11 protein-coding genes are annotated in these 13,752 nt (G+C 69.5%); 6 read left to right on the top strand and 5 right to left on the bottom strand.

Translation table 11 applies throughout. The features are described from left to right. The first annotated feature begins 58 nt into the window (after positions 1 to 58). From ON33_RS12620 to ppnP, 5 genes are all read left to right on the top strand, one after another. Positions 59 to 1,201 carry an MFS transporter gene (locus tag ON33_RS12620; protein ID WP_245550500.1) on the top strand — a complete coding sequence of 381 codons (1,143 nt, stop codon included), beginning with the start codon at positions 59 to 61 and terminating at the stop codon, positions 1,199 to 1,201. A gap of 162 nt (positions 1,202 to 1,363) precedes the next feature. Then, the gene (locus ON33_RS12615) at positions 1,364 to 2,962 is read left to right on the top strand and encodes an ABC-F family ATP-binding cassette domain-containing protein (protein ID WP_040858716.1); all 1,599 of its coding nucleotides are present in this window, start codon (positions 1,364 to 1,366) and stop codon (positions 2,960 to 2,962) included. A 210-nt stretch (positions 2,963 to 3,172) separates the two neighbouring features. Continuing rightward, a complete protein-coding gene (locus ON33_RS12610; RefSeq protein WP_040858638.1) occupies positions 3,173 to 5,533 on the top strand; it encodes a RelA/SpoT family protein in 2,361 nt (786 codons plus the stop codon). 104 nt (positions 5,534 to 5,637) lie between these two features. Beyond that, positions 5,638 to 6,555, top strand: a complete 918-nt coding sequence (locus ON33_RS12605; RefSeq protein WP_040858637.1) for a patatin-like phospholipase family protein — start codon at positions 5,638 to 5,640, stop codon at positions 6,553 to 6,555. 90 nt (positions 6,556 to 6,645) lie between these two features. Then, positions 6,646 to 6,954, top strand: coding sequence for a pyrimidine/purine nucleoside phosphorylase (gene ppnP / locus ON33_RS12600; protein WP_040858636.1), 309 nt, complete (start codon positions 6,646 to 6,648; stop codon positions 6,952 to 6,954). A 444-nt stretch (positions 6,955 to 7,398) separates the two neighbouring features. On the opposite strand, the gene ON33_RS12590 is transcribed toward ppnP, so the two are convergent. Then, positions 7,399 to 8,547, bottom strand: a complete 1,149-nt coding sequence (locus tag ON33_RS12590; protein ID WP_040858634.1) for an epoxide hydrolase family protein — start codon at positions 8,545 to 8,547, stop codon at positions 7,399 to 7,401. Between the two features lie 63 nt (positions 8,548 to 8,610). On the opposite strand from ON33_RS12590, the gene ON33_RS12585 reads away from it, so the two are divergent. Next, positions 8,611 to 9,555 carry a helix-turn-helix transcriptional regulator gene (locus tag ON33_RS12585; RefSeq protein ID WP_040858633.1) on the top strand — a complete coding sequence of 315 codons (945 nt, stop codon included), beginning with the start codon at positions 8,611 to 8,613 and terminating at the stop codon, positions 9,553 to 9,555. 11 nt (positions 9,556 to 9,566) lie between these two features. Here ON33_RS12585 and ON33_RS12580 read toward each other — a convergent pair whose 3' ends face one another. The 4 genes from ON33_RS12580 to ON33_RS12565 form a co-directional block, all read right to left on the bottom strand. Beyond that, complete coding sequence (locus ON33_RS12580; RefSeq protein ID WP_051151976.1) at positions 9,567 to 10,397, bottom strand: alpha/beta fold hydrolase; 831 nt, start codon at positions 10,395 to 10,397, stop codon at positions 9,567 to 9,569. Between the two features lie 145 nt (positions 10,398 to 10,542). Continuing rightward, on the bottom strand, positions 10,543 to 11,577 hold the full coding sequence (locus ON33_RS12575; protein ID WP_051151975.1) for an NAD-dependent epimerase/dehydratase family protein: 1,035 nt from the start codon (positions 11,575 to 11,577) through the stop codon (positions 10,543 to 10,545). 10 nt (positions 11,578 to 11,587) lie between these two features. Then, positions 11,588 to 11,890, bottom strand: coding sequence for a hypothetical protein (locus tag ON33_RS12570; RefSeq protein ID WP_157184499.1), 303 nt, complete (start codon positions 11,888 to 11,890; stop codon positions 11,588 to 11,590). A 4-nt stretch (positions 11,891 to 11,894) separates the two neighbouring features. Continuing rightward, positions 11,895 to 13,556, bottom strand: coding sequence for a fatty acid CoA ligase family protein (locus ON33_RS12565; RefSeq protein WP_083868916.1), 1,662 nt, complete (start codon positions 13,554 to 13,556; stop codon positions 11,895 to 11,897). Between the last annotated feature and the right edge of the window lie 196 nt (positions 13,557 to 13,752).

The following is a 13,752-nucleotide window of genomic DNA, read 5'->3' as shown; positions in this document are numbered from 1 at the left end:
AAATATCCCGGTTAATATCCCGTCATCACCGGCCGGGGCCGCCGCGGCGCCGAACGGGTTGCGGCGCACCCTGATCCTGGCGCTGGGCACCTTCGCCGTCGGCACCGACTCGTTCATCCTGGCCGGGTTCCTGCCCGACCTGGCCGGATCGCTCCGGATATCCACGGCGACCGCGGGCACGGCGGTGACGGTGTTCGCGGCGGCCTACGCACTCGGGTCACCGGTGCTGGCCACCCTGACCGCGCGACTGCCGCGCCGGGCCCTGCTGGTGTCGGCGCTGCTGGTGCTCGCCCTGGCGAATCTGGGATCGGCTCTGGCGCAGACGTTTTCGATCCTGCTGGCCACCCGGATCGTGGCCGCCCTGGGAGCGGCGGCGTTCACACCCAATGCGGGCGCGGTGGCCGCCGCACTGGTACCGCCGCAGGCGCGGGGGCGGGCGCTGGCGGTGGTCGTCGGCGGGCTGACCATCGCGACCGCGCTCGGGGTGCCGCTGGGTGATCTGCTCGGGCAATGGCTGGGCTGGCGGTCCGCGCTCACCGGAGTCGCGATGGTGTGCCTGCCGGCGGCCGCCGGAGTCGCCGCGTGGGTGCCCGCGTTGCCCGGCAATCCCGTGGTCCCGTTGGCGACACGGCTGGCGGTGCTGCGCAATCGGTCGGTCGCGGCCGTGCTGCCGCTGACCGTGCTGGGGATGGGCGCGGCGTATGTCGTGTACGCGTATGCCGTTCCGGCGTTGGGGGCCTTGGGAATCGGCGCGTCCACGATCGCGTGGGCGCTGATGCTGTACGGCCTCGGCGCGGTGGCGGGCAACCTGTCGTCGGGATACGCCACCGACCGTTTCGGCGCCACACGGGTGCTGACGGCCGGTTACGCGGTGATGGCGGTGGCGCTGGCGATGATGGGCGTACTGGCCGCGACTCACACGCACATTCCGGTCCTGGTCGGTGTGCTGGCCGTGGGCTGGGGTGCGGCCAGCTGGTGTCAGACGCCGGCGCAGCAGCATCGCCTCATCGCGGCCGCGCCGCAGGAGTCCGGACTGGTGGTGGCGTTGAACGCCTCCTGCATCTACTTCGGCATCGGCGCGGGAACCCTGCTGGGCGGCGTCACCCTCGGGCACGGCGCGACGGTCATGTTCGGGCTGGCCGCGCTGCTGGCGGTGAGCGCGCTCGGGTATCTGCGGCTCACCGCGCGGACCGGCCGCTGAGACCCGCCTCACGAAATACGTTCTTGCCCGGGGTCGTTGGTCTCGGTTACCGTAGTCGAGTTCTTTTCCCGTCCGATCGGAGACATGCCGTTGCTCTTCTGAGGTGATCGCCGAGTGGCCCGCAATCGCGCGCCGCATTCGCTCACTCTCGGGGAGGCCCGCATGTCAATGCCTGTTGTTTCCATTTCCGATCTCACCTTCGCGTGGCCGGACGGCACCGCCGTGTTCGACGGCCTCGACGCCCAGCTCGGACCCGGGCACGTCGGCCTGGTCGGCAGCAATGGCGCGGGGAAATCCACCCTCTTCCGGCTGCTCACCGGCCAACTGCGTCCCGCACGCGGTTCGGTGAGCATTCCTGGACGATTCGGATACCTGCGTCAGGATCTCGGGCTGGCCGCCGGGCAGCGGGTCGACGAGGTGCTCGGGCTGGCCGAGGTCCGGAAAGCCCTGCACCGCATCGAATCCGGATCCGGTGCCGAGGCCGACTTCGAGACCGTGGGCACCGCCTGGGATATCGAGGAACGCGCCGTGGCCCTGCTGGGGCGGCTCGGATTGCCTTACGTCGCAGGGGATGTGGCGCAGCTGGACCGGCGGCTCGACACCCTCTCCGGCGGCGAGACCGTGCTGCTGGGCCTGGTCGCCGAACTGCTGCGCGAACCCGACGTCCTGCTGCTGGACGAGCCGACCAACAACCTCGATCAGGTGGCGCGGCAACGCCTCTACGAGGTCGTCGGCCAGTTCCCCGGTACCGTGCTCACCGTCAGCCACGACCGCGAACTGCTCGACCGCGTCGATGCCGTCGCCGAACTGCGGCAGGGCGAGATCCGGCTCTTCGGCGGCAATTTCACCGAGTACGAGCGGATCATCGAGATCGAACAGGACGCCGCGCGCGCCGCGATCCGCGAGGCCCGCAGCGACGTCCGCAAACAGGCGCGCGAGCTCGCCGAGGCCCGCATCAAACTCGACCGTCGGCAACGCTACGGACAGAAGATGTGGGACCAGAAGCGCGAACCCAAGATCGTCATGGGGGAGCGCAAACGCCAGGCCCAGGTGTCGGCGGGCAAGCTGCGCAACAACCACATCGGCAAGGTCGAGGAGGCGAAGGATCATCTGACCGACATGCAGGAACGGCTGCGCGACGACCGCGAGATCCGCGTCGACCTGCCCGGCACCCGGCTCTACCCGGGCCAGGACGTGCTGGAGCTGACCGATGTGCGGCTCGCGTGCGGGCCGACGGTGACGCTGAGAGTCAGCGGCCCCGAACGCATCGCGCTCACCGGACGCAACGGCATCGGCAAAACCACGCTGCTGCACCGCATCCGGGAGGAATCGCCCAGGGTGCCCTGGCGCATGCTGCCGCAGCGCCTGGACGTCTTCGACGAGTCGAAGACGGTGTTCGAGAATGTCGCGACCACCGCGCCGCACGCCTCGGCCGAACAGATCCGAGCCCAGCTGGCCCGATTCCTGTTCCGCGGCGCCGACGCCGACGTCGCCGCCGGCGCGCTCTCGGGCGGTGAACGGTTGCGCGCGGCCCTGGCCATGCTGCTGCTGGCCGAGCCCGCGCCCAGACTGCTGTTGCTCGACGAGCCGACCAACAATCTGGATCTGCCCAGCCTCGCCCATCTCACCGAGGCGCTGGCGGGCTTCCAGGGCGCGCTCATCGTGGTCAGCCACGACCCGCGTTTCCTCGCCGAGATCGGGGTGACGCGACGGCTGGAACTGACCCCGGACGGCCTGGTCGAGAGCGCGGGCGAACACTGAGCAGGGCAACCCGGCCGACCCCGGAACAATCCGGGTTCCATGCGGCCGCGGAACCGGGCCTCGACCGGGTATCGTTCATCGCTCCGGAGCTGTTCGGACCGGCGGTGATCGCTGTCCCGGTCGGGATCCGATTCCAGGACTAAAGTGGATGATCTGGGTGGTTGAACGGTCCGATATGGTTTTCCGATCGAGGCCGCGAGCGGAGGTGGCATGACACAGCATCTGGAGAAGGCGAACTCGGGGCAATCGCCCGAGGGCGAGTCCGCCACCCCATCGGCCAATGGGCAGTCCGCCGCTCGCAATACCACCGCGGTCCCCACCTCCGCCTCCCGCCGTGTCCGCGCGCGCCTGGCCCGCCGCATGACCGGGCAGCGCGGCATCGCCGCCGTCAAGCCGGTGCTCGAGCCGCTGGCCACCGTGCACCGCGAGCTGTACCCGAAGGCGAATCTGGCTCTGCTGCAACGGGCTTTCGACGTCGCCGACGAGAAGCACGCACATCAGTTCCGCAAGTCCGGCGATCCGTACATCACGCACCCGCTGGCCGTTGCGAACATCCTGGCCGAGCTGGGCATGGACACCACCACGCTGGTGGCCGCCCTGCTGCACGACACCGTCGAGGACACCGGCTACTCGCTCGACGAGCTGACCGCCGAATTCGGCACCGAGGTCGCCCACCTGGTCGACGGCGTCACCAAGCTGGACAAGGTCAACCTCGGCGCGGCCGCCGAGGCCGAGACCATCCGCAAGATGATCATCGCCATGGCCCGCGACCCCCGCGTGCTGGTGATCAAGGTCGCCGACCGGCTGCACAACATGCGCACCATGCGCTTCCTGCCGCCGGAGAAGCAGGCCAAGAAGGCCCGCGAGACCCTCGAGGTGATAGCGCCGCTGGCCCACCGCCTCGGTATGGCCACGGTCAAGTGGGAGCTCGAGGACCTCGCCTTCGCGATCCTGCACCCCAAGAAGTACGACGAGATCGTGCGCCTGGTCGCCGACCGCGCGCCCTCGCGCGACACCTACCTGGCCAAGGTGCGCGCCGAGATCGTCAACACCCTCGCCTCCAGCCGGATCAACGCCGTGGTCGAGGGCCGTCCGAAGCACTACTGGTCGATTTATCAGAAGATGATCGTCAAGGGTAAGGACTTCGACGACATCCACGACCTGGTCGGCATCCGCATCCTCTGCGACGAGGTGCGCGACTGCTACGCCGCGGTCGGCGTCGTGCACTCGCTGTGGCAGCCCATGGCCGGGCGGTTCAAGGACTACATCGCCCAGCCGCGCTACGGCGTCTACCAGTCGCTGCACACCACCGTGGTCGGCCCCGACGGCAAGCCGCTGGAAGTGCAGATCCGCACCCACGACATGCACCGGACCGCCGAGTTCGGCATCGCCGCGCACTGGCGGTACAAGGAGACCAAGGGCAAGCACTCCAACGACTCCACCGAAGTCGACGACATGGCGTGGATGCGTCAGCTGCTCGACTGGCAGCGGGAGGCGGCCGACCCGGCCGAATTCCTGGAGTCGCTGCGCTTCGACCTCAAGTCGCCGGAGATATTCGTGTTCACCCCCAAGGGTGATGTGATCACGCTGCCGCAGAAGTCCACCCCGGTGGACTTCGCCTACGCCGTGCACACCGAGGTGGGTCACCGCTGCATCGGCGCCCGGGTCAACGGGCGGCTGGTCGCGCTGGAACGGCAGCTGGAGAACGGTGAGGTCGTCGAGATCTTCACCTCCAAGGCGCAGAACGCCGGCCCGTCACGTGACTGGCAGAACTTCGTGGTGTCCCCGCGCGCCAAGGCCAAGATCCGGCAGTGGTTCGCCAAGGAACGCCGCGAGGAGGCCCTGGAGGCGGGCAAGGACGCCATCAGCAAGGAGGTCCGCCGCTCGGGCCTGCCGCTGCAGCGTCTGATGAGCGTCGACGCCATGAGCGCTCTCGCCCACGAGCTGCACTACACCGACATCTCCGCGCTGTACGCGGCCGTCGGCGAGAACCAGGTGTCCGCGCACCACGTGGTGCAGCGGCTCATGGCCCAGCTCGGCGGCGTCAGCGATGTCGAGAACGAACTGGCCGAACGGTCCACGCCGTCCACGGTGCCCGCCCGCCAGCGCACGACAGGCGATGCGGGCGTGGAGATTCCGGGTGCGCCCGGCACGGTCTCCAAGCTGGCCAAGTGCTGCACCCCGGTGCCCGGTGACGAGATCATGGGCTTCGTGACCCGCGGCGGCGCGGTCAGCGTGCACCGCACCGACTGCACCAACGCCGATTCGCTGCGCTCGGAACCGGAACGGATCATCGAGGTCAAGTGGGCGCCGTCGCCGTCGTCGGTGTTCCTGGTGGCCATCCAGATCGAGGCCCTGGACCGCACCCGCCTGCTGTCGGACGTCACCAAGGTCCTCGCCGACGAGAAGGTCAACATCCTCTCGGCCGCGGTCACCACTTCCGGTGACCGGGTCGCCATCTCCAAGTTCACCTTCGAGATGGGCGACCCCAAGCACCTGGGCCACCTGCTCAATGTCGTGCGCAATGTGGAAGGCGTCTACGACGTCTACCGCGTGACCTCGGCCGCCTGACCCCACCCCCGGAAACGGGGTGGGGGACAGGTCGATTGGCGCGCAGCAGCGGCTGCCATGGTTCGCGATTCGATTGCTGGTTTCCGGGTGGGCAGGAGATCGATATGTCGACGGGTACGCGTGTCAAACTCGCGCTGGGCAGTGGCGGCGCGCGCGGGTACGCGCACATCGGGGTGATCGCCGAGCTCCAGGAGCGCGGCTACGAGATCGTCGGCGTGGCCGGATCGTCGATGGGGGCGCTCGTGGGCGGGCTGTTCGCGGCCGGACGGCTCGACGAATTCACCGCCTGGGCAACGACTCTCGGTCAGTTCGAGGTGGCGCGGCTGCTGGATCCGGCGTTCAGTGAACCGGGCGTGATCCGCGCGGGCAAGGTCCTCGACCGGATCCGCGAGATGCTCGGCGATCTGCGCATCGAGGACCTGGCGATCCCGTATGTCGCGGTGGCCACCGATATGACGACCGGGCGATCGACCTGGTTCCAGGCGGGCGAGCTGGATGCCGCCATCCGGGCGTCCATCGCGATCCCCGGATTCATCACGCCGGTCCTCCTCGACGGTCATGTGCTGGTGGACGGCGGTGTGCTCGATCCGCTCCCGGTGGTGGCGACCATGGCGCTGGGACCCGCCGACATGACCATCGGCGTCGACCTCTCGGGTGCGCCGGACCCCGCCTACGACCGAGCGCAACCACGCACCAACTGGTTCACCCAGTGGTGGCGTACCTCGGCGCACCGCTTCGGCGGCGCGCGCACTCCGGTCGACGAGGCAGTGGAGCAGCCTCCGGCGCTGAGCAGTATCCGCGCCACCGATGTCGCTCAGCGGGCCATCGATCTCATGCTGGCCGCGCTCACCCGCCAGCATCTCGCCGCCCACCCGCCGGACCTGGTGATCGAGGTGCCGCAGAACATCTGCGGCACCATGGATTTCCATCGCGCCGCGCCGATCATCGAACAGGGTCGGGCGCTGGCCGCGAAGGCTCTCGACACCCTGCCGGGCCGCGCCCTCGACGCCCCGCCCGACTGAACGATCGCCCCGCGGTCACGGGTACGATCGGCGCGAACCGGACCGGCCCCCGCGGCCGGTCGTCACCCGTAGGAAGGGCCCCGTACCAGCATGAAGTTCGAGAATGTCACCGTCACCAAGCGCGCCAACGTCTACTTCGATGGCAAGTGTGTGAGCCACAACATCGAACTGGCCGACGGCACCAGCAAGTCGATCGGTGTCATCCTCCCCGCCACCCTGACCTTCACCACGGGCGCGCCGGAGATCATGGAACTGCTCGAGGGCCAGTGCAATGTCACCCTCGCCGGCGAGACCGAGGCCGTCACCTACAAGGGCGGCGAATCGTTCTCGGTGCCGGGCAATTCCAGCTTCCAGATCGAGGTCGTCGAGCCGGTCCACTACGTGTGCCACTTCGGCTGAGCTTCCGAAAACGCTTGCGGCTCGGACACCGGATCGGCCACCGGTCGCCGCGTCGCCGATCCTGGCCGCCGCGACCGGGCCCCGCACATTGGGATTGGTGGGGGAGGCCGCCGACGGAGTGCTCCTCACCAGCTCCACGCCCGCCGACGGGATTCGGGCGGCCGTGGTGATCGTGCGCGCCGCTCGTCCCGAAACGCTTGTGGCACAGCCGTATCCGATCGTCGTATACCTGCCGGCGGCCACCGGTTCCGGCGCCGCTGAAAGGATGGCCGCGGAGCTGCGGACCGAGATGCCCCGGGCCATCGCCGGGACACCGTGCTCCGCTGGCCCGGGGCGGGCGCGACCAGCGTGGTCCTGCAGCCCACCGGGGACGAACCGGACCTGGTGGGTTTCGTCCGGTTCGTCGCCGAGCGTGATCGCGACCTGGTGTCCTGATCCGACGGGTCAGCGCAGGTCGCGAAAGAATTCGCGGATATCGTCGACCAGCAGCTCGGGTTCCTCCATGGCCGCGAAGTGCCCGCCGCGATCCACGTCGACCCAGCGGGTGATGGTGTTGGACTCCCCGCAGTAGCGGCGGATGCACACGTCGTGCGCGAAGGCGATGACGGCGGTCGGCACACCGGAATTCACGCCGGGCACGCCCCACTCCCCGGTGTTGGCGTATCCGACATAGGCCGCGGAACCCGCGGTGCCGGTGAGCCAGTAGAGCATGACGGTGGTGAGCAGGCGATCGCGGTCGATGATCTTGTCGGGGTCGACGCCGCGCGGGTGCGTCCACTCCCGGAACTTGTCCATGATCCAGGCCAGCTGTCCCACCGGCGAATCCACCAGCCCGTACGCCAGGGCCTGGGGCCGGGTGGACTGAATCGCGATGTACCCGAACTCCTCCCGCATGAACGCCTGGATGCGCCGCACCCGGTCCCGCTCGAGCTCGGTGAGCTCGTCGATGTCGTCCGCGGCCGACGGCGGCGGCAGATTCGGGCCGCCGTTGACGTGCACGCCGATCACCCGATCCGGTGCTGTGCGGGCCACTTCCGGGCTGACCGCGCCACCGATGTCGCCGCCCTGCACGGCGTAGCGCTCGTAGCCGAGCCGGTTCATCAGCTCCGCCCAGACCCGGCCGATGCGGGCCCGGGTCCACCCCGAGTCGCCGACCGGTCCCGAGAATCCGAACCCGGGCAGCGAGGGAATGATCAGGTGGAAGGCGTCGGCCGGATCGCCGCCGTGGGCGCGCGGATCGCTCAGTGGGCCGATGACGTCGAGGAAGTCGGCGATCGAGCCGGGCCAGCCGTGGGTGAGCAGCAGCGGCACCGCGCCCGGTTCGGCGGAGCGGATGTGTAGGAAGTGGATGCGCTGCCCCTCGATCTCGGTGACGAATTGCGGATACCGGTTGAGTTCAGCTTCGGCTGCGCGCCAGTCGTATCCGGTGCGCCAGTACTCGACCAGGCCGCGCAGCCAGTGCACCGGAACGCCGGTGTCCCAGTCGTCGCCCGGCAGCGGGGCGGGCAGCCGCGCGTCGTCCAGGCGTCGCCGCAGGTCCTCGAGCTGTTCGGCGGGGATGTCGATGCGGAAGGGAATGATCTCGTCGCTCATGAGAACCACAGTATGAGGCAGTTAGGACAGGTTCCGCCCTAGCTGTGCGGCAGAATCGAAGTCGTGTTGGAATCCTCCGCCAGACTGCTCCGACTGCTCTCGCTGCTGCAGACCCCGCGCGACTGGAGCGGCGCGGAACTGGCCGCGCAGCTCGAGGTGGATGTGCGCACCGTGCGCCGGGATATCGAAAAGCTGCGCGCCCTCGGCTATCCCGTGGACGCCACCGCCGGCGCGGTCGGATACCGGCTCGGCGCGGGCGCGACACTGCCGCCACTGCTGCTCGACGACGAGGAGGCCGTCGCCGTCGCCATGGGATTGCGCACCGCGGCGGGTGGAACCATCGCCGGCATCGAGGAGAGCTCACTGCGGGCGCTGGCCAAACTCGAGCAGGTGCTGCCCTCGCGGCTGCGGCATCGGGTGACGGCCTTGCAGGCCGCGACCGTGGCCGTCCCCGATGGCGGCCCGCGCGTCGACCCGGACACCCTGACCGCCATCGCCGCGGCCATCCGTGACCAGCATCGCCTCCGATTCGACTACCGCACCCACGAGGGCGAAACCTCGTGCCGGACAACCGAACCGCACCGCCTGGTGCACATCGGCCGCCGCTGGTACCTGACCGGCTGGGACGTGGACCGCGAGGACTGGCGCACCTACCGTGTCGACCGCCTCACCCCGCGCGTCCCGACCGGCCCCCGCTTCGCCCCGCGCGAGGCGCCCGACGCCGCCGCTCAGGTCTCCCGCGGCGTCACCACCGCGCCCTACCGCTATCAGGCCCGCCTCACCCTGCTGACCTCGGTCGAGCGCGCGGCCGAGCTGATCGCCCCGACCGTCGGCGTCCTCGAGGCCGTCGACCCGGACACCTGCATCCTGCACACCGGCGCCGATTCCCTCGACGCCATCGCCGTCCACGTCGCGGGCTTCGGGTTCGAGTTCCGCGTCATCGACCCCCCGGAACTGATCACACGCCTCCGCGAACTGGCCGCCCTGCTGCACCGCGCCGCAGGCTGAGCGCGGGAGGTTCAGCCCGCCAGGGCGGTGCGGGTGGCGGAACGGATTGCGGCCGTGACGGTTTCGGGCTGTTCGAGCATGACCAGGTGGCCGCAGTCGCGGAGTTCGATGGATTCGGACGGGCACAGCGTCGCATTGAGGCGGGCGCCCGCGGCCGCGGAGAGGATGCGGTTCTTCGTGCCCCAGACGGTGGTGATGGGCGGGAAGCCGAGGGCAGGGCGGAAGTCGTCGAGGACGGCCAGCTTCGAGAGGTCGCGGGCGATGGCGGCGGGCGGGAGCAGGCGTCGCGGCTCGCTCCAGCGCTGGCGGAGACCGGTGAAGGTCGAAGCGGACATGCCGCGGCCGCGGGGGCCGAGCTGTTCACGGACCACGAGATTCGCGGCCAGGCCCGGGAGGCGGATCGCGCCGGCGAAGGAGTCCAGCGGCAGGTGCGCCGCCGTGCGGGCGGTCCAACCGGTCGGTGTGGGACGCAGGGTGGCGGCGGTGAGCGGACTGCACAGCACCAGGGCGCGCACATTCTGCGGATTGCTGCGCGCGTACAGCAACGACAGCGCGCTGCCGAAACAGTTGCCCACCATCGTGACATTGGTGAGCCCGTGCGTCTCGATGAACTCCGACACCATGCGCAGGTAGTTGTCGACGGTGTATCCGTCCGAGGGAGCGGCCGAGTCGCCGTAGCCGAACAGATCCAGGGCGTACACGCTGTTGGTGGCCGCGAGCGCGCGGGTCTGGTTCACCCAGATGCGCCGGTCACCGCCGATATTGTGCAGGAACAGAATCGGATCCCCGGATCCGGCGTGATCGTAGGCAACGGATACGCCGTGATAGTCGAACTCCGGCATCGGGCGCTCTCCTCGTTGAGTAGCGGTGCTGCACTGCGTCTGCGGCCTCGAGGGCCGTCAGCACCGACTCGCCCTCGCGCGGTACCAGCCATGTTAGCCGGTACCGCGCGTAACACAAGTTCCGGGTGGAGCGTCCGAGCGCTGGTCAGCGGGTGGATCCGGCGATCACCTCCCCGCCGTGGATCCAGGATTTCAATTCGGCCATGCCGGTGTCGCGATCCATAACGGGCCGGTATCCGAAATCGCGGGTGGCCGCGGCGGTGTCGTAGGTGCCCGAGCGGGTCATCACCGCCACCGAGTACCGCGACAGTGGCGGCGTCCAGTGCTCGGCGAGATACTGTATCCGCCTGAGGTTTTCGATCACCGACACCATCAGCGCCACCACGCGCGGATCGAGCCTGCGGCTCGGCCGCGGATAGCCGAGGTCCGCGGCGACGTCGCCGAGGAAGCCCCACACATCCGTCCGTTCGGCGTCGGCGATGAAATACGGCTTGCCGCCGACATTCTCGCCGGCCGCGGCCAGGACCGCGGCCTCGACGATATTGTCGACATGGCACAGCGAGGCGTACACGTCGTGCCCGCCCGACAGATCCGGCAGTGTCCCGGCCGCGGCCCGTTCCAGCAGCCGCACGATGGGCCCGGATCGGTCGCCCGCGCCCCAGATGGCCCGCGGCCGCAGCGCGCAGGTGGTGAAGCCGTCCGCATTCGCCTTCAGCACCAGCCGTTCGGCGGCGGCCTTGGTCTCACAGTAGTGATTGAGGTAGCGCCGCGGATACGGGACCGACTCGTCGATATCGATCTGGTCGCCGCCGTCACGGTCCATGAGCGCGCTCGGACTCGAGACGAACACGAACCGCCGCGCCCCGGCCGCCCGCGCGGCGGCCAGCAATCGTGCGGTGGCCGCGGTGTTCTCGGCCCAGAAGCGGGCGCGGGTGCCGCGCTCGTCGACGCGGGCGGCGCTGTGGAACACCACATCGACCCCGGCGACGGCCTGCTCCAGCGAGCCCGGATCGCCGAGATCCCCGACCACCCGCTCCACCCGGTCGAGGACCGGGGCCAGATCCCGCAGATTGCTGGTGCGCCGCACCAGAATCGCGGTCTCGTGGTCGCCGTCGTTCACCAGCCGGCGCGTGAGCGCCCCGTCCAGGAACCCGGAGGCTCCTGTCACCAATGCCTTCATACCGCCGCCTTCACGATGCCTCCAGAAGTGTGTGATCCCGTCGCCGCGCACGCCCGAGCCGCGATGCCGGACGTTCCCAGCGGACGCGGCCGGCCAGTTCGTCGGCGGCCATGCTGACCGGTATGCGGGTCGCCGGATCCGCGGCGCACAGGGCCGCGTCGGCCCACCACAGCAGCCGCAGCACGGGGCCGGCCGGCGCCCGCCCCGCGACCGCGGCGATCAGTCCGGCCAGCAGGTACAGTCGCGCGAGGATACCGGCCACGAAATACGCCCGCGTGACCAGCGGAACCACTTGCGGCCCAGGGGGTCTCACGCCGCTACCCGTCGAGTTGCCTGGATGCCCAGACCGCCAGCTTCTCGCGGCCGATCTTGGCGTTGTGGCGGATGTCGACCGGGAACAGCGGATGGAACAGGAACTCCGACACCGGCTTGGTGATGTCGAATTCGTCGCGCCGCCCGCGCAATCGATCCTCGACCGCGGCCCGGTCGGCGCCGGGCGCCAGTTCCACACACAGCACCGGCTGCTGCTGCCCGCGCTCGCCCACGCCGACCAGCGCGCTGCGGGCGACGCCCTCGACGGTGTTGAACACCTGCTCGACCTGCACGGTGAACATCGGCCCGCTCGCCGTCTCCAGTCGCTGGGTCTTGCGCCCGCAGAAGCGGATTCGCCCGGCGTCGTCGATCCAGGCCAGATCGCCGGTGCGATGCCAGATCACCGCACCCTCGGTGATCTTGCCGGTCCGGTCGGCCGCCTGCGGCCAGAAGTAGCGGGGGCTGACATTCGGCCCCGACACCACCAGTTCGCCGATCCCGCGGGAGGCCGCCAGCTCGGCCGCGCGCGCCTCCACGTCCGACCAGTCCGGCAGTGGATCGTCGGTGATGGCGATGATGCGAGCCCGGACGTGCAGCGCGGGCGCGCCGACGCACACCCCGTGCCCGGCGTGCGCCTGCTCCACGAGATCACCCAGCAGTTCCCGGGATTCGATCGTCGCCATGGGCAGCGCCTCGGTGGCGCCGTAGCCGGAGTACACCTTCGCCTGCTCGGGCAGCACCTGCCGCAGCGCCGCGATGCACCAATCGGGGACGGGCGCGCCACCCGAGTAGATGCTCTGGATGCTCGGCAGCGCCGCGCCCGTCTCCTCGACGTGGCGCAGGAGCGGGATCAGTACGGCGGGGGAGGCGAACATGGTCTTCACCCCGTACCGCTGCACCGCGTCCACCACGTGCGCCGGATCGGTCGCGCCGACCTTGGACGGAATCAATGGCGGTAGCACACAACGGGATCCGAGTACCAGTTCCAGGATGCCCGCCACCGGCGCGGTGATCAGCGAGGTGCCCGGCGCGACGTGCTCGCGGGCGGCATCCACCTGGTCGATCATGGCGCTGAGGTTGCCGTGGGTCAGCACCACCGCCTTGGCGGGCCCGGTGCTGCCGGTGGTGTAGGCGATGAGCAGCGGTTCGTCATCGGGTGCGGGCTCGCGCTCGGGCAGCGTGGAAGCCGGTGTGCGGCCCCAGCTTTCGAGGGTGGGCCCCTGCCACCACGAGCGCCCGACCGTGACCGCCACCCGCACCTTGCGGAAGTAGGCGCGGAACACGATGCGCAGCGCTTGCGCCTCGGTGATGCCGACGAAGGCCTCGGCGTCGGCGGCCTGCAGGCAGCGCAGCATCTTGAACACGCCCATGCCCGGGTCGATGACCACCGGCACCGCACCGATCTTGAACAGTCCGTAGAGGACCGCGTAGAGCTCCGGTCCCGGCCGCACCAGCACGATGGTGCGCACGCCGCGGGCGACGCCCGCCGCGGCGAAGCGCTCGGCAATGGTGTCCGACCAGGCGTCGAGTTCGGCGTAGGTGAGTTCCCGGTATTCGGGCAGTCCGGCTCGATTCTTCCCGTCGGCATAGATTACCGCCTCCCGTCCGGGATGGGCGGCGACGATATCCCGGAAACGATCGAGAGCGCGCCAATAAATGGTGGGCAAGGAATGCGACACACTTCCCCCAGTGAATTGTCGAGGAATGCGAGGAATGTATCGGTGAGGCTACACGGGGCGCTGTCGGACCGCTAGCCGTGGCACTTCGTATTCATTTGATATACAACGGTTTTAGTGTGTCTCCGGGTACCGACACCGGTTTCTCGCAACCCCCTATCCCACCCCTACCGGGCGGGCCGGGAAG

This window comes from Nocardia niigatensis NBRC 100131 (assembly GCF_000308655.1).
In the GTDB taxonomy this organism is placed as follows: domain Bacteria; phylum Actinomycetota; class Actinomycetes; order Mycobacteriales; family Mycobacteriaceae; genus Nocardia; species Nocardia niigatensis.
This window is presented reverse-complemented; position numbering and strand designations above follow the sequence as displayed.